The organism is Paenibacillus senegalimassiliensis, from assembly GCF_001486585.1.
Lineage (GTDB): Bacteria > Bacillota > Bacilli > Paenibacillales > Paenibacillaceae > Fontibacillus > Fontibacillus senegalimassiliensis.
On the sequence record NZ_LN909046.1, the window covers coordinates 1,208,587 to 1,226,526 of the forward strand.

Sequence of the window (17,940 nt, forward strand, 5' to 3'; positions counted from 1 at the left end):
GACGCTCTATAATAACGTTGGCAAGCCAAATCATCATGGAGGAGGGGCTGAAAATGAGCCAAGAGAAACAATATGATATTGTCATTTACGGAGGGACGGCAGCGGGGATTACGGCGGCTGTCCAAGCGAAGAAAATGGGCAAATCGGTGATTGTGATTGAGCCAGGCCAGCGCATCGGGGGTATGACCAGCGGTGGCCTTGGAGATACGGATGTCGGGATGAAGCAGGCTGTCGGCGGCTTATCCTTGGAATTTTACCAGCGAGTCGCTCGAAAGTATTCGCAAGATGGGGCCTGCTGGCTCTTTGAACCTAAGGTCGCGCTTGAAGTGTTACAAGATTGGGTATCAGAACACCGTATAGAGGTCGTTTACGGGGAAAGGCTGGACCTGCAGAACGGGGTGAACAAACAAGGAACAAAGATTACCTCCTTCCGTACGCAATCTGCAAACATTTATCGAGCCAAAGTATTTATCGACGCTACGTATGAAGGAGATTTGATGGGTAATGCGGGCGTATCCTACTTCGTCGGTAGGGAGTCGAACTCACAATACGGGGAGACGCTAAACGGCATTCAGCCCGGTGATGAACTTAATGAACTGCCCGCCGGGATTGATCCTTATATTGTGAAGGGTGTCCCTTCCAGCGGCTTGCTTGCGCGCGTTAATTGCAATCGTGGAGGCAACATTGGTGATGGAGACAACAAGCTGCAAGCCTATAACTTCCGTATGTGTCTGACGAACAATCCGGACAATCGGTTGCCTATTGAAAAGCCAAAGGAATACAACGAATCGGATTATGAAATTTTGTTCCGGGCTATTGAGCAGGGGCAGAACTCCCGGTTCTTCAAACTAAATCGAGTAACCTCGGATAAGACCGACTCTAATAACAACAGCGGTATTTCCACCGATTACAATGGCATGAATCACAACTATGCAGAGGCTGACTATCGTACACGCGAGCAAATTTGGGAAGCGCACCGGATCTATCAGCAAGGATATGTCTGGACGATTCAGAACCATCTGCGTGTGCCAGAGGATATTCGGAACGTTTATCAGCCTTGGGGACTGCCGCTTGATGAATTTGTTGAGACGGGTCACTGGACACCTCAGTTATACATTAGAGAGTCTCGCCGAATGATTGGTGATTATGTAGTAACGGAACATGATGTCAGGCTGGACAATCCGGTGCCGGACTCCATCGGAATGGGCTCCTTTGCCATGGACTCGCACCATACCCAATACTATGTAAATGAAGATGGACATGTAAGCACGGAGGGTGGATTTTATATAAGGCTGCAAGCGCCTTACCCCATCAGCTATCGGGCAATTGTACCGCAGCGGTCAGAATGTACGAATTTGATCGTACCGGTGTGCGTCTCCGCTACTCATGCCGCCTACGGCTCCATTCGGATGGAGCCCGTATTCATGATTCTGGGGCAATCGGCTGCCGTCGCAGCCGTACTGGCGCTTGAGGCGGATGGCATCGTTCAACATGTGAAGTACAAGGAGTTGAATGCTGTCCTCGTCGAAGAGAATCAAGTGTTGTACGAAGACGCTACGACCTGACTTAATAGTGATTAAATTGAAAGCCGAATCTGCGCCGATATTCTCCTGGAGGATGTCCGAAGCGTTCACGAAACACACGGCTAAAATGAGCATAGCTCTGGAAGCCTGTATTCTCAGCAACCTGCTCCATCGCCAGATTACCGTAAAGCACTTGCTGCTGCGCAAGGTTCAGCCTGACATCAATGCAGTAAGCGTATAACGATTTACCAAAAGCCGATTTGAACAGGTAGGAGCAACGAGACACACTTAGGCCGACGGAGGCTGATATTTGTTCCAGACTAAGGGGTTCATGGGCATGATTCTCGATGAATAGCTTAAGCTTGTAGGCGGTATCTCCCCCCTTACGGTGTTGCTTGATGTCGATTACTTGCTCCAGAGTCAGGCAAAGCGTTCTCAGGAGATAGTCCATGATCTCCCCTTGGTTCTGCATGACCTTCTTCTTCTCGCCGACGATATGCTTCCATAAGGTGATGACCGTATCGTCAAACCCGATGTTTGTTTTGATGGGCAAGCCTCTCCCCTCCCACCACGCATCTAGCCATTCTCCCTGACCAGCCAGAAAATAGTCGGCTACGGGTTGAATCTCCTGCGATTGGGGCCCGCTTCGAGGCAGCACCTGGAGTCCATACGGCTGAACCGGAGGATAAATGAGCAGGTCGCCAGGGATAATCGTCTCATATTTCCCTTCGATCAGCATCCGGCAGGTTCCTTCGGCCTGCAGCCGGAACAGATAGAAGTTCAACCCCTTCATATACTCAACAGTATGAGGCTGGGTGTGTATCGAATAATTGGCATAAATGACATGGGAGTGCTGCGGGACTGATTCGGACATTGGCCTCACCCCTCTGGCCGATCAGGGTGATAGCCTGCTCTGAACTCCGAGGGTGTCTGCCCCGTCACCTTCTTGAACATCTCGCTAAAGTAGCGGCGCTCCTCATAACCTACGGCAGAAGCCACTTCCTGTACCTGCACCCCCTCCACCAGCAGCAGCTTCGCCTTCTGAATCCGTTCCGAGGTCGTATACTGTGTGACTGTCATACCGGTTACTTTCTTGAACAAGCTGGAAAAGTAACTGGCGCTGAGATGAACATTAGCAGCGCATTCACCAACGGTAATATCCCGGGATAAGCGGCCTTTGATATAATCAATAGCCTCATAGATGACCCGCTGTCCTTCGGATAAGCTGTTCCGGCGCACTAATTCGGCTCCCTCTGTACACAAGACCAGCAACTGACGCTGCAAAGAGGAGAGCGACAGCCCGGCAGTTCCTTGTACCGCTCTGAACCGCTGAATTAGCGGCTGAATGTCCGGATAAGGAACCATCTCATAAAAGGTACGGATAGCCGATGCAGCCAGCTCATCATACAGGCTAAGGAGATAATCAGGACTTTGCCGTGAGATCAGACTTTGCAGCGTTTCCGAAATCGCTGTGAGTATAGCGGCTGTTCGATCAGCATTCCCGGAGCGGAGGGCCAGCAGCAGTTCGTCCTTGTACTCCAGAGCGAGCGGCACCTGACTCCCGCTCTGGTGAATATCGTCGTACATAATGGCCGCATTTCCTTCGGTGAATAGATGGTGGGACAGCGCTTGCTGTGCCTGACGATAGGAATCCGGCAAATCGTTAATCTCTTCCACTCTCCCGCCAACACCAACGGAAATGGTGAATTTGGTATATCGTTCAATATTTCGGCAGCATTGCTCCGCAATTTCCACTGCACTGAACGGTTGGGATGCATCAGGATCATTCAGAACCGCAAGATACCGATCATGGCGAGCCCGGAAAACGACACTGCAAGCATAGTCAGCCAAGGTCTCCTGCATGATATTTAACAAGGAGAAGCGAATCAGTTCCATCTCCCGGATGGACAGTTCGGCAACTCGTTCCTGAAAACGGTCAATTTCCAGCAACATGACCACAAAACCTTGCGGTGCCAGTTCAATATTCAGGAAATCCCAGCGTCTTGAGGCCTCTTCCCAGGAAGTGCGGTGGCTCACAAGCATTGCAAAATACTCATTGCGCAGCACCGGCATACTCTCTCGCAGCTTATTCTCCATCTCCGTCTGGCTTAGCAGCTTGGACCTCTCTTCCATAATCGCACCCTTCGCCCGCAATACCGTCGACATGATGTCTTCCTCGGAAAAGGGCTTGACGACAAAGTCAAACGCCCCCAACTGCACCGCCTGCTGCGCATACTCAAAGTCGGCATAGCCGCTGATCAGAATAACTTTGCAGCCTCGGTTCTCTTCCAGCACAGCCCGCAGCAGACTCAGCCCATCCATTTTCGGCATGCGTATATCGGTAATAATAAGATCAGGCTGCAACTCCTGAATCAGTCTGAACCCCTCTTCTCCGTTGCTAGCTACGCCGACGACCCGAATTCCTTCCTCAGCCCAGCTTATGGCCGTCAGCCCATCTACCACGCTTTTAATATCATCAATAATGCACAGTTTGATCTCCTCATGGTTACTCATCCGCACGTTCTCCCTTCTTGGGCAAAGAAATCCGTATCGTTGTTCCTTCATCCGGTATACTGTCTACATGAAATTCTGCACTATCTCCGTAATAGAGTTGAAGCCGCCGAATGAGATTGGACACGGCATAGCCTTTCTCCGATTCTCGCCAGAAGAGGGAGCGGACCTGGTCCTCATCCATGCCACTGCCGTTATCCTTGACAGTGAGCGTCCAGCGCTCCCCTTCTCCGGCAATCCCGATCTCAATCCTTCCGCCGCTTCCCAGGTCGTGGAATCCATGCAAAATGCTGTTCTCCACCAGCGGCTGCAAAATAATGCGCGGTATGGAAAGTGCGGATAACTCCGGTTCGTGCACTTGAATTTCATAAGAGAACAATCCCTCATAACAGCTTGATTGGAGCTCCAGATATTGGCGCACATGCTCCAGTTCCTTAGACAGGGTGGTAATCTCCTGGCCGTTGTTCAACCCAAGCTGAAACAACCGGGATAGTGACATGACCATCTTCTGCGACGGCCCAACCTGCTTCAAGTTGAGCTTCCAATATATCGTGTTGAGTGTATTGTACAGAAAATGCGGGTCCATCTGCGCCGACAATGCCTTAATCTCGGCCGAGCGCTTATTGGTCTGTGCCTCCGTAACCTCTTCGATCAGCAACACGATCTGCTCCAGCATCCGGTTAAACCGGATACCAACCTGCGCCAATTCGTCTCCACCCCCACTCTCGAAGCGGGCGGACAAGTCATTGTTCTCCACTCGCCTCATCACTTTCATCAGCCCTTGTAAAGGCTTGAGCAGATATCGCGTAAGTGCGCCGGAGATCAGGGCCGCTACGACAAAAGCAGTCAAGGCGATCCCCGCGATCAGCCATTTCACGTATACCATGTCCTTTAGCACACTGGCCTGGGATTGAACGGTCGTCATGGTCCAGTCGGCAATGCCCAGCTTGGCATAGTTCAGCAAATAGGCTTTGCCGTTCAATTCAAAGGACTGATTGCCTTCGGGGCGACTCATCATATGCCTGAGGTTCCCTGCCTCCACGGCTTGCCGAACCAGCGGCTCCCTCGCAGGGTACACCGTCTCTCCCTCGGCATTCAGCAGGAAGCTGAAGCTGGACGTTCCGCTCTCTCCCTGCACCAGCTTTCGGAAGCCATCCTCACGAATGTTGACAACTATATAGACATCGTTGACCGGAAAATCGAAGATCGGCTCCAGGATCAGTGAAATGACCCGGTCTCCACCAGAGAACAGCATATCCTCATGACCTTCCACCCAAATATTCTTCTTCTCTCGCTCAATCCGTTCAAATAGAAACGTATTCTCAAAGGTATTCACCCGATTGCGATTCATGGATGAAGGGTAGAACTCCCCGATCGGCGTGGAGACATAGATAGAATGAATTAGCGGCTCGGCAATCCGGGCCTGCGAGAAAACGTTATCAAGATCATTCAGATGCGTATAATATTTGCTGGCATCCCCGGAGGCAGCATCCTTCAGCATATCGTAAAAGGGCTGGCTGATCATAAACGTCATCATAATCAGCATCAGCTTGTTCAGCTTCTCATCCACGATTTGTGCAGACCTGACCACCGTGTCCTGCGTGAGCTTCAGGGCATTCTTCTCCAGCGTAGCAGCGGAAATATAATAGGACAGCCCGCCGGTCATCAGTACAGACAGCACGATGACGACGAGAAATGCGATTTTGAGTTTGTTGCGAAATGATTGCCTGCGAAGGTAGTCCAAGCTTCTTCACGCCTTCCTATAGAAGTCCCTATCCCTTCGATTATGTCACTCTAACCCCTGAATCGACAATAACCGATATGGAGAACAGTCGACTGACCGTATGCCAACCGTAGCTTCACCGCAGGTAGATATAGCAAATAGACCTCCACGTGGTGGAAGTCTATTGTCCCGTTATATTAACTCAGTTAGCCTATATAAGCGGCTTGCTGCAAGGTCATTCGCACCTGACTCGCACGACCATAATCAGTTAATACTATTAAATAATCGCCAGCCAGCAAGATGAAGTCACCTGCCGGGATGATTTCAGTTGATCCCCTTTTAACCGATACAATCAGACAGTGCCCTGGCCATTGGAAATCTCTGATGAGCAAGCCGTCCATAGGAGAGCCGGGATGAATCGGAATCTCAAGCACAACCTTCTCCGTTGACTCTTGCCCCGTCTGACCTGTTCCCTGGCGCAAAAATCGTTCCAGCAGCACCTCATAAATAGGATGAGAACGGAAGAGTTCTGCTGTCATGTATGCTACAAGGCATACAATACCTGTAGAGAGCAAATTCGAGAAGGAGCCCGTCATTTCCGTAATCAGGATAATGCCTGTTATAGGGGATCGGACGCTGGCCGTGAAATACCCTGCCATGGCCAAAATGAGGAATCCTCCCTCACTCAACCCCGCCCCGCTCAAACCATTAACCGCCTTACAATACACCACGCCAATCATTCCTCCGATGACAAGCATAGGCAAAAAGATCCCTCCCGGCGCGGCCGAACCGTAGCTAAACATAGTGAATACAAATTTGACGGCTAAAATAAGCAGTAGCAGTTTTAACGGAAAGGCTTGATCGACCAGTTCATTGACCAGATGATTTCCCCCACCTAAAACCTGCGGTAACGATAAGCCTAATACGCCCGACAGGAGAAAAGGCAGCACTGGACGAAATGAAGCGGGCAATCGCTTCATCTTCCGATATAAGTTCTGAAAGGCATAAATTGCCTTGTTAAATCCGATGCCGCCAATGCCGACGACAATACCTAGAATAATCAGGTGAACGTATTGGCTGAGCGGCAAGCTGCCTATGGAGGAGAGCTGAAATATTGGGTTCAATCCAAAAAATTCTTTGGAGACATAATCAGCTACGAGAGATGAGGCCAAGGCCACAATCATTATAAGTGGCGAGAAGTTCATATGCATCTCTTCCAATGCAAAAATAACCCCCGCAATAGGAGCATTAAAAGCCGCCGCCAGTCCCGCACTCGCTCCACAGGTAACGAGCATATGCTCCTCCGTCTTAGAGCGGCGCAATATGCGGCTTACACCCTGCCCAACACTGGCCCCGATTTGAATGGATGGGCCTTCGCGTCCAAGGGATAAGCCTGAGCCAATGCTCAGCGTTCCTCCAATGAATTTGGCAATTAACCCCTTCCACCAATTCATTTGTAATTTATTTTGCAATATCCCTTTGACCTGTGGAATTCCACTACCGGAGATCATCGGCTGCCATACCACCAGCTTACCTGTAATCCACCCGGCTAATGATAATGCCAACAGCCATAAAGGAACGAGCCAAAGATGGTGTTGGAGGTAACCATACCATTCGAGTACGACACTGAGCACTTCTTCCAGTACAAAACGGTACAGTACAACTACAATACCCGCTGCAAGCCCTACAAGAGCACCACCTGCAAGCAGACGAAACTTAAAATTAAACCATAGCGATAATAAGCGGGGTGTTTCATGTTCATGCACTAGCAGGACCTTCTTCTAAATTAATGTTTGTACAGCAAGAAAAAGGCTGAGGGGTACATGTGCACCCGATCAGCCTTCTATCTCATCCGATTATTCTTCAGCAAACTCCACGTTATGGTACACCTGTTGTACGTCTTCCAAGTCCTCAAGCGCATCGATCAACTTCTCGAACTGCGCTTCAGCATCCGGGGCAAGCGACAACTCATTTTGAGCCAGCATGGTTAGCTCGGCCACCGTAAATTCGGTAATCCCTGCATTCTTGAGCGCTTCCTGCACGACATGGAACTGGTCGGGTTCGGCATATACGATAACCGACTCGTCCTCCTCCAGAATATCGCGAACTTCAATATCGGCCTCTAGCAAAATATCAAATACCTCATCCAGGGTTTTGCCTTCCATCCCGATGACGGCTGTAGCATCAAACATATAGGAAACGGAACCGCTGACACCCATGTTCCCGCCATTCTTGTTGAATGCGGAACGAACCTCGGGAGCCGTACGGTTTACGTTGTTCGTCAATGTATCAACAATGACCATAGAGCCATTTGGACCGAAGCCTTCATAACGCAGCTCCTGATAGGTCTCTTCCGAGCTGCCCTTGGCCTTGTCAAGCGCACGGTCGATAATCGCTTTAGGCACGTTATAGGTTTTAGCTCTTTCCAGAACAACCCGCAATGCGCGGTTCGATTCCGGGTCCGGCTCGCCCTTCTTGGCAGCAACATAAATTTCTACACCGAATTTTGCATAGACTCGGCTAGTATTAGCGTCCTTCGAAGCTTTCTTCTCTTTGATATTGTTCCATTTGCGGCCCATACTCTTCCCACTTTCTATATAATCTACCTAACTATTATAACCGATTTTATTACGCTTTGTAGAGCTATTCCCTTAAACCTTCTGTGTCAGCTTGACTCAATCCCCTCCCCTTCCGACTCTCTACTCAAGGCGCGGGTAGGGTGTGCTTACAGAAGCACGGGCAAAAAGCCCTCCCCAGCAGGGAGAGCAACTGCCATTTATAGTGTTTTCGTTGTCCAGGATTCGCAGTTCCACGTTTCCGTGACGATATCCTGATAGAATTCAGGCTCATGGGATATGAGAAGAATGCTGCCCTTGTAAGCCTTGAGTGCACGCTTCAACTCATCCTTGGCATCGACATCCAGATGGTTGGTCGGTTCGTCCAGTACGAGTACATTTGTTTCCCGGTTAATCAGCTTACACAGGCGAACCTTGGCCTTCTCGCCGCCACTTAGCACGGCGATCTTACTTTCAATATGTTTCGTCGTTAGACCGCATTTCGCCAGCGCCGCACGAACCTCAAACTGCGTGTAGGACGGGAACTCGTTCCAGACTTCTTCAATGCATGTATTGTAATTGGCATCCTTGATCTCTTGCTCGAAATAACCGATTTCCAGAATATCGCCCAATTGCACCTGGCCGGAGATTGCCGGTATTTGGCCGAGAATACTCCGTAGCAAGGTCGTCTTCCCGATTCCGTTGGCCCCGACCAGCGCAATCTTCTGGCCGCGCTCCATTCGCAGGTTAAGTGGTCTGGACAAAGGCGAGTCATAACCGATAACCAAATCTGTTGCTTCAAAGATCAGCTTGCCCGAGGTTCTTGCATCCCTGAACAGGAACTGTGGCTTCGGCTTCTCCTTGGCCAGTTCAATCACATCCATCTTGTCGAGCTTCTTCTGTCTGGACATCGCCATATTACGGGTCGCTACACTAGCCTTGTTGCGAGCCACGAAGTCCTTTAAGCCAGCAATTTCCTGCTGCTGGCGTTTGTAGGCTGATTCAAGCTGCAGCTTCTTGGCCTCGTACACCTGCTGGAAGTAATCATAATCGCCAACATATCGGTTCAATTCTTGATTTTCCATATGGTAGATCAAGTTAATGACACTGTTGAGGAACGGAATATCATGCGAGATCAAGATAAAGGCATTCTCATATTCCTGTAAATAACGCTTCAACCATTCAATATGCTGCTCGTCCAGGTAGTTCGTCGGCTCGTCCAGCAGTAAAATATCAGGCTTCTCCAGCAGCAGCTTGGCCAGCAATACCTTCGTCCGCTGTCCACCACTCAAATCGTGTACATCACGATCCAGGCCAATGTCTGTAAGACCCAAGCCCCGAGCCGTTTCCTCCACCTTGGCATCGATCAGGTAGAAATCCTGGCTGGTCAGCGTGTCCTGAATTGTGCCGACATCCTCCAGCAATTGTTCAAGCTCCTCCGGGGACACCTCGCCCATTTTCCCGTACATATCGTTCATTTCCTGTTCCATATCGAACAGATACTGATAAGCGCCGCGAAGCACATCACGAATCGTCATGCCTTGGGAAAGGACGGCGTGCTGATCGAGGTAGCCTACCCGCACACGTCTGGCCCATTCAACCTTGCCCTCGTCGGGCTGGAGCTTACCAGTAATAATATTCATAAATGTGGATTTGCCTTCACCGTTGGCTCCCACTAAGCCGATGTGCTCACCCTTGAGCAACCGAAAGGATACGTCAGTGAAGATCGCCCGATCCCCAAATCCGTGGCTTAAACGTTCTACATTCAAAACACTCATGCGATTTAACACCTTTTCTATATAAAATGTCGTTATTCTACCCGTTTACAGGTACACTCGTCATATTATACCGGGTAAAGGGACTCAAGCTCAACCTAAAAAAGGCATCCCCCCAATATTTCTTCGGGCGATGCCTTTTTTACAATTCCTCACCTTACTTCCAGGATGCCGTCGCTTTAGCTATAACCCAGAATGTCGTCGATTAACCGCAGCTCCTCATCGGAGAAGGAAGCTTGATCCAAAGCATGTGCCGCATCTTCAATCTGGCTGACCTTACTGGCACCAATCAGAGCCGAGGTCACCCGGCCTCCCCGAAGCACCCAGGCTAATGACATTTGCGACAGCTTCTGACCACGTTCTGCCGCCAGATCATTAAGCTTGCTTACCTTGGCAATCAGCTCTTCGTTGATTTCTTCCGGACGCAGGAACACACTAGGTCCGGCCGCGCGGGAATCCGGTGTAATGCCGTGCAGATAGCGATCCGTCAAGATGCCACGCTCCAGCGGGGAGAAGACAATCGATCCGATTCCTTCCTCCTCCAGCACCTCTTGAAGTCCATCCTCGATCCAGCGATTCATCATAGAATAGTTCGGTTGGTGAATGACCGCTGGCGTGCCTAATTGTTTTAGAATTTGTGCCGCAGCCTTCGTCTCCTCCGGACGATAGCTGGACAACCCGACATACAAGGCCTTCCCTTGCCGCACAATCAAATCCAGTGCCGCCATTGTTTCCTCCAGCGGAGTCTCCGGATCTGGACGATGATGGTAGAAAATATCGACATAATCCAGCCCCATCCGCTTGAGGCTTTGATCCAGACTTGCGACCAGATATTTCTTTGAACCCCAATCCCCGTAAGGACCTGGCCACATATAGTATCCAGCCTTGGTCGAGATAATCATCTCATCCCGATAAGGGCGGAAATCCTCCAGCACTTTGCCAAACGTTTCCTCCGCCGATCCAGCCGGGGGACCGTAATTGTTGGCTAGATCAAAATGAGTAATCCCCAGATCAAATGCCCGATGCAACATCGCACGTCCATTCTCCAGTGAATGAATACCTCCGAAATTATGCCATAAGCCAAGTGAAATCGCTGGCAGCTTCAAGCCGCTTCTGCCCGAACGACGATATGTCATTGATTCGTATCTCTGTTCATTTGCTTGATACATCTATGCTTGTCCTCCTCGCAATGGATATATCATTAATATAATGCAGCATGTCGGAGATACCTATATCAGTAAGGCTGGACTATATGGCATAATGTCTCTTTATTGTTCCAGCCCTCAGGTATGCATACGATAATCGGAAGGGGCTACTCCGATCGTCTTCCTGAACATTTTGGAGAACAAGAGGGCATCCTGGTAGCCAACCGATCGTGCTACTTCACCAACTGTAAATTTCCCTCTCTTGAGCAATTCACACGCCCGTTCCATTCGATATTTCAGCAAATATTGTTGGGGAGGTAATCCGACTGTACGCTTGAACAAAGCGGACAAATATTTTCGGTCCAACCCCACCATGGTAGCCAATTGTGCAACGGTGATGTCCTCCGCATAATGGGTATGCAGAAAGTCAAGGCAACGATGAATATAGTTATCCTTGGTTTGGGGTTTGGTCCCCCTCTCCGCGGTTACTGGGGCCAGCTTGACCATTGTCGCAAAAAATTCATTAAGCAGCGCCTGCATACGCAGATCACGTACAGCAGCTTCTTCCTGTTCTACTTCATTCAACAACTCGTAGAGCCTGGGCATCAGCTTCGTATCCATCGGAAATACCGGATCGCTTGGACTTAAGCTTGTCCGATTTAGCAAATAGGGCACTTGTTCCCCGTAAAATCCGATCCAGGAATAGGTCCAGGGATCATGCTCATCTGCCTGATAAAAAATGACATGCTCGGGAAATGCAATAAAGGCTTGTCCGGCCGTAACCACATGGGTCTCACCTTCAGCCCGCACCACTCCCTTTCCCGCATGAACGAAGTGAATCTTATAGATGTCCCGTACTCCCGGGCCAAAAGTATGGAGGGGCTCACAGTGTTCCTTCCCCCAAAAACATAAATACATATCCGGCGATTCGCGGAACGCAAGGTCCGGATTATAGTGGAATATGGCCCCCATGGCCTCACCTTCCTTGTTCTCTCGATTTTTCATATCTACTAAGCTTGCATTTGCAAGACATTGTATCATTTTTGTCCATAGACCTGTAAGCAAAAAAGATCATTCGGCCAAATTCGGCGAATGATCTTTCCTTCATTATGCAGTTATTTCAACGGTTTCTCCGCTTCGGCCAGATTGGCCTGATCTTCCCTTTGTCGCAATTCAATCCGGCGAATCTTGCCCGTGTTCGTCTTCGGCAAATCCTCCATAAATTCGATTTTCCGTGGATACTTGTATGGCGCTGTCCAGGATTTAACATGGCTTTGCAGTTCTTTGACCAATTCAGGAGTGCCTGCGTAGCCCTCTTTAAGTACAATAAAGGCCTTGACGATATGTCCCCGCATTTCATCCGGGCTGGCTACTGCCGCGCATTCCTTCACAGCGTCGTGCTTCATCAGCGCTTCCTCCACTTCAAACGGACCGATTGTATACCCGGAACTGATAATAATATCATCGCCCCGGCCTTCGAACCAGAAGTATCCTTCTTCATCCCTTCTGGCCCGATCACCAGTAATGAAATAATTCCCGCGGACATTTTGCGCCTTCCGCTTAGGGTCCTGATAATAGGACTGGAACAATGCTGGCATATCTAAATGGACGGCAATATCCCCCACCTCACCAGCAGGAAGCGGTATACCTTCATCATCCACTACTTCGACGACTCCAGGAGAAATGGCTTTGCCCATCGCGCCCAACTGGAGTGGAGCATCCTTCAAATTTCCGATCAGCAAGGTGCTCTCCGTCTGTCCGTACCCATCGCGAATCGTAATATCGAAGTAGCGGCGGAAGGTATTAATAACCTCCTGATTGAGCGGCTCTCCGGCTGATACGGCACTGCGCAGAGAGGAAAGATCATAGTCACCCAGCGTATCCGTCTTGGACATAATCCGGTATTCTGTAGGAGTACAGCACATTACTTGCACACCATATTTTTGAATTAACTGTAAATAACGAGTGGGCTGGAAAGCGCCGTGGTACACAAATCCTGTCGCACCGTTCCCCAACACCGACAGGAACGGACTCCAGATCCATTTCTGCCATCCTGGTGCAGCAGTTGCCCATACGATATCGGTATCGCGAATGTCCAACCAGGATTTGGTGATACGCAGATGCGCATATCCCCAGCCATGGCTATGCACAACCCCTTTTGGATTGCCCGTAGTGCCTGAGGTGTAGGCCAAAATCGCAGTGTCATCACGTTGGGTTTCTACCGTGGTGAAGGTATCTGGCTGCCCGTCCATAAGCTGTTCAACCAAAGTCCAGTGGGAGGAATGCGAACCAAGGTCACCGCCCGTGCCTACCAAAATTTGATATTCCAATGTTGGAATATCGCCATCAAGCTTGTCAACCTCTTCTGTGACACTATGCCATACTATGACCGCACGCGCGCCTGAATGACGCAAACGATAGGCCAAATCCTTGGCCCGCAGCATTTCGGAAGAAGGGATGATGGTCAGGCCTTGCTTGAGGCAGGCCAGGTAAATAGCGTAGGCCATAATCCGGCGAGGCATCATAACCAGCACGCGATCGCCCTTATGAAGCCCAAGGTTAGCCAGACCTCCAGCCAATCGATTGGCCATGGCAAGCAGTTTGCCATAGGTAATCTCTTCGTATTCTCCTTGCTCACTCAGCCATTTCAAGGCTGTCTTATTTGAATCGTGCTTTTCCATTTCCGATGTTAAATTATAATATTCCGGAGCCACCCATTGCTCATATTTCAATTCGTCCTATCCCCTTTTCAACTACAGCTACTAATAATGAATACTCTTATATCTAACCATTATACCACGATATAGTACCAGGTGCTAAGATCAGTCTCTGGCATGTGTGCCGATAAATTGACAATCACAGGACAGAAATATAACAAACGACACCTTCATCACCACAAAAAAAGTGGTACATGAAGGTGTCGCTCGCTCCATATTTTATGAAACTTTAGCTAGCGGCTTCTTCCACAGTCCTAGTACCAGGCCAGAGATGACGGAGCCGATCAGCACTGCCAGAAGGAATAACGCGGCATTGTTTGCCAACGCGGCTGCGAAGACCCCGCCATGCGGAGCCGGTACGTTCACGCTCCACCATTGGGTCAGACCGCCGGCCACAGCCGAGCCGATAATACAAGAAGTAAGTACGCGCAACGGATCAGCGGCAGCGAACGGGATCGCTCCTTCGGTAATAAACGAAAGGCCCAGCACATAGTTCGTCAGACCGGATTGCCGTTCCTGAGCCGTGAACTTGTTCTTGAAGAAAGTAGTTGCCAAAGCGATGGCCAGTGGCGGCACCATCCCTCCAGCCATAACCGCAGCCATCATCAGACCATTTACGTTACCGCTGGAGGTAAATACACCAATGGAGAATGTGTAGGCGGCTTTGTTGAATGGGCCCCCCATATCAATGGCCATCATCCCTCCTAGGACCAGACCGAGCAGAACCATGTTACCGGTGCCCAAGCTATTAAGACCATTAATCATTCCGGTGTTAATCCAGCTAAAAATGGGTGACAGCACATAATACATCAGCGTGCCCGTAACCAGCAGACCGAAGATCGGATAGAACAGAATCGGCTTCAAGCCGTTAAGCGCCTGCGGCAATCCCGCGAACAGGCGCCGGAGCCCAAGGATGACATACCCCGCGAGGAACCCGGCAGCCAGACCTCCGAGAAAGCCAGCCCCGGCTCCTGCGGCCATAAATCCGCCGACCATCCCCGGCATAAGCGCCGGGCGTTCGCCGATGCTCATGGCAATAAACCCCGCTAGAATAGGAATCAGGAAATGAAAGGCTCCTTCTCCACCGCCCAAGGCTTGCAACAGCACGACGAGTGGATGATCAGGGGCCATGAAGCGTTCCAAGAGGAAGGATAACGCCAGCAAAATACCGCCGCCCACGACAAAAGGCAGCATATGAGAAACGCCGTTCATCAAATCCTTATAAATTTTAGAGCCTACTCCCCCACCCACGGACGAGCCTGCGCCTTCTTCTGCTCCAGAGGCACCAGCGGCGCCGCCGCGATAGATTGGGGCATCACCTTTTACCGCCTTTGAGATCAACTCTTCCGGTTTGCGAATACCGTCGCTGACAGGCCGCAACAGGAGCGGTTTGCCTTCAAAGCGGGTCATCTCCACCGTTTTGCCCGCAGCCACAATAACGCCGCTGGCACGGGCAATTTCCTCCGCAGTAAGCACATTTTTAGCCCCTTCGGAGCCATTGGTTTCTACGCGGATGCTCACGCCCATTTCGCTGGCCTTTTTCTTCAAGGCATCCTCCGCCATGAACGTATGGGCGATGCCTGTCGGACAGGCGGTCACCGCTACGACAAACGGCTTCTCAGCAACCACGTTATCGGACTTCGCCTGCTCCGTTGTCACCTTCACGGCTTCCTCTTGCCCCTGTCTAGCATCGAACAGCGCCGTCACCTCATCAGGGGTTGCGGTCTTGCGAAGTAGCTCAATGAATTCAGCATCAATGAGCAGCCGCGACAAAGCTGCTAGTGTGCGCAGATGGGTGTTCCCTGCTCCTTCCGGTGCGGCGATCATGAAGAACAGGTAAGCCGGCTCTTGATCCAGAGCGTCAAAGTCAACTCCCTTTGCACTTTTGGCAAACACGACTGCCGGAGCCGTTACCGCCCCTGTCTTGGCATGGGGCATAGCAATACCACCGCCGATGCCTGTGCTCGATTCTCCTTCACGCTTCCAGATCATATCACGGAACAGCTTCTCATCCTGAAGTCGACCAGTGGCAGCAAGCGATGCAATCATCTCATCTATCGCATCCTCCTTCGTGGTCGCGCGCAGGTCCATGATCATCAAATCCTGATGCATCAAATCAGTGATCTTCATTGTCCGTCTCTTCCTTTCCCAGCGGTCCTGGGGCCGCTTCATCGTCTATAGACAAGGGAGCAATCTGAACCTGCTCCAATAAAGCTCGAATTTCTGCACCCGTAGCCAGATCCTGGGCAAAAGCGGTGGCACTGCCCGCCGCAACCCCCGTACGGAAGGCAGTCAGCAGATCAGCGCCGCCTGATAATGCGGCCATAAACCCGCCAATCATGGAATCACCGGCTCCTACCGAATTGATGACCGTTCCCTTCGGTGCATTAGCATGGTAACTGCCTTCTGGCGTCAGGAAGAGGGCTCCTTCACCAGCCATGGAGACCAACACCTGCTTGGCTCCCAGCTCCAGCAATTGCCGTCCATAGTGTACCGTTTCTTCCATAGAATTTATTTCTGTGCCAAATAGCTCTGCCAATTCATGATGATTGGGCTTGACGAGCAGCGGCCGACTCGGAAGGGCCGCCTTCAAGGCCTCACCCGTCGTGTCAATTACAAACTCCGCGCCTGCTGCCTGGCATACCTCGATCAAGCGGGCGTAGAAGCCGCCGCCAAGCGAGGGAGGGGCGCTGCCTGACAGGACGACCCAATCGCCTTGACCGATTCCCGCCAGCAAAGCGAGCAACTGGTTGGCCTCCTCTGTTGTCACCTGTGGGCCTGGCCCGTTAATTTCGGTCTCTTCTCCGTGCTTCAACTTAATGTTGATCCGTGTATCACCCGCGACTGTAATGAAGCGGCGCTCAATATCCAGCTTCTCCAGCGATTGCTCAATGAAGCTTCCGGTGAAGCCCCCCAGAAAACCCGTTGCGAGACTGTCTGTACCCAGTTCCTTTAGAATACGGGATACGTTGATGCCTTTACCTCCTGGCAGCTTGGCTTCATGCTGAATGCGGTTCAATCCGCCCAGCATCAGTTCCTCGATCTCAACAATGTAGTCGATGGAGGGGTTCAGTGTTATGGTGTATATCATGCTCATCCCTCGATTATGTTTGTTTTATGTCCGATTACGTTGCGTAAATGCTCTGGAAGGCGATCTGTAATGATTGTAGCTTCATCAATATCAAAGAGCTTGGCGAACGATACTTCGCCGAACTTGCTGGAATCAGCCAGCACATAAGATCGTGCAGATAATTGATGTGCCCTCCGCTTGATTAACGCTTCCTCGGGGTCCGGTGTAGTATAACCCAACTCGGCATCTATACCATTGGTACCCAGGAAACATTGGTCAAACCGAAAATTGTCCAAATTTTGTAGTGCAATACTTCCTATGACTGCTTTCGTATGGCTTTTCATCATACCTCCTAGCAGGTAGCTACGGATTTGCTTGCTGACTAATGCCTCTACATGGGAAAGGCCATTAGTCACTACTGTAATGTTTGGCGCATCTATATGTGCAATCATAGCTAGCGTGGTTGTTCCGGCATCCAGATAAACACATTCGCCTCCCTTTAGCTGAGCCGCTGCCAATTGTGCGATGGTTTCTTTTTCTTGAACGTTTTTGAACGTTTTCTCCGACATCCCCGGCTCACTGCTCTTCACGCCCGGGAGCGAAGCTCCGCCATGTACCCGCTTGAGCAGCCCTTTGGTTTCTAAATCAGCCAAATCCCGTCTAACCGTAGATTCTGAAGCGTCAAGCAAATCAACAAGCTCTTGCAGCTTAACCACTCCACGCTCTTGTAAGCGCTGTAATATTAGGGCATATCTTTCTTCTATCAGCATCGTAATTCCTCCCAACTCCCCTTTATCGTAACATAAATTCATTCAAAATCAATCATAAGTTATCAAAATCAATCAGATTCAATCAATAACGGTAACATCCATATTTCTTTGATAGTAAAAAGTTGTTTGCAAAAGTAAAAACCTGCCGCAG

At 50.4% G+C, this 17,940-nt stretch carries 13 protein-coding genes; 1 reads left to right on the forward strand and 12 read right to left on the reverse strand.

Annotated elements, in window-relative coordinates:
* Positions 1-53 precede the first annotated feature (53 nt).
* A complete protein-coding gene (locus BN3279_RS19640; RefSeq protein WP_059053203.1) occupies positions 54-1,565 on the forward strand; it encodes an FAD-dependent oxidoreductase in 1,512 nt (503 codons plus the stop codon).
* A 1-nt stretch (position 1,566) separates the two neighbouring features.
* Here BN3279_RS19640 and BN3279_RS19645 read toward each other — a convergent pair whose 3' ends face one another.
* From BN3279_RS19645 to BN3279_RS19700, 12 genes are all read right to left on the reverse strand, one after another.
* A complete protein-coding gene (locus tag BN3279_RS19645) occupies positions 1,567-2,397 on the reverse strand; it encodes an AraC family transcriptional regulator (protein ID WP_059053205.1) in 831 nt (276 codons plus the stop codon).
* 5 nt (positions 2,398-2,402) lie between these two features.
* Positions 2,403-4,037 (reverse strand): response regulator, encoded by a 1,635-nt coding sequence (locus BN3279_RS19650; protein WP_059053206.1) that lies wholly within the window; start codon positions 4,035-4,037, stop codon positions 2,403-2,405.
* A complete protein-coding gene (locus BN3279_RS19655) occupies positions 4,030-5,778 on the reverse strand; it encodes a sensor histidine kinase (protein ID WP_059053208.1) in 1,749 nt (582 codons plus the stop codon). Before BN3279_RS19655 ends, BN3279_RS19650 begins: the two co-directional genes overlap by 8 nt.
* Before the next feature lie 185 nt (positions 5,779-5,963).
* A complete protein-coding gene (locus tag BN3279_RS19660) occupies positions 5,964-7,523 on the reverse strand; it encodes a ClC family H(+)/Cl(-) exchange transporter (RefSeq protein ID WP_082673146.1) in 1,560 nt (519 codons plus the stop codon).
* Between the two features lie 90 nt (positions 7,524-7,613).
* Positions 7,614-8,336: a YebC/PmpR family DNA-binding transcriptional regulator gene (locus BN3279_RS19665; RefSeq protein ID WP_059053212.1), complete on the reverse strand. Its 723-nt coding sequence runs from the start codon at positions 8,334-8,336 to the stop codon at positions 7,614-7,616.
* A gap of 197 nt (positions 8,337-8,533) precedes the next feature.
* Positions 8,534-10,090: an ABC-F family ATP-binding cassette domain-containing protein gene (locus tag BN3279_RS19670; RefSeq protein ID WP_059053214.1), complete on the reverse strand. Its 1,557-nt coding sequence runs from the start codon at positions 10,088-10,090 to the stop codon at positions 8,534-8,536.
* A gap of 176 nt (positions 10,091-10,266) precedes the next feature.
* The gene (locus BN3279_RS19675; protein WP_059053217.1) at positions 10,267-11,256 is read right to left on the reverse strand and encodes an aldo/keto reductase; all 990 of its coding nucleotides are present in this window, start codon (positions 11,254-11,256) and stop codon (positions 10,267-10,269) included.
* A gap of 114 nt (positions 11,257-11,370) precedes the next feature.
* On the reverse strand, positions 11,371-12,237 hold the full coding sequence (locus BN3279_RS19680) for an AraC family transcriptional regulator (protein ID WP_232436893.1): 867 nt from the start codon (positions 12,235-12,237) through the stop codon (positions 11,371-11,373).
* Positions 12,238-12,347: 110 nt separating this feature from the next.
* Positions 12,348-13,913 (reverse strand): acetate--CoA ligase, encoded by a 1,566-nt coding sequence (locus BN3279_RS19685; protein ID WP_059054583.1) that lies wholly within the window; start codon positions 13,911-13,913, stop codon positions 12,348-12,350.
* Positions 13,914-14,168: 255 nt separating this feature from the next.
* Positions 14,169-16,079, reverse strand: a complete 1,911-nt coding sequence (locus tag BN3279_RS19690; RefSeq protein WP_059053221.1) for a PTS fructose transporter subunit IIABC — start codon at positions 16,077-16,079, stop codon at positions 14,169-14,171.
* Entirely contained in the window at positions 16,066-17,040 is a 975-nt protein-coding gene (gene pfkB / locus BN3279_RS19695; RefSeq protein WP_059053223.1) for a 1-phosphofructokinase, read from the reverse strand. Before pfkB ends, BN3279_RS19690 begins: the two co-directional genes overlap by 14 nt.
* Positions 17,041-17,042: 2 nt before the next feature.
* A complete protein-coding gene (locus tag BN3279_RS19700) occupies positions 17,043-17,789 on the reverse strand; it encodes a DeoR/GlpR family DNA-binding transcription regulator (protein ID WP_059053224.1) in 747 nt (248 codons plus the stop codon).
* Positions 17,790-17,940 lie beyond the last annotated feature (151 nt).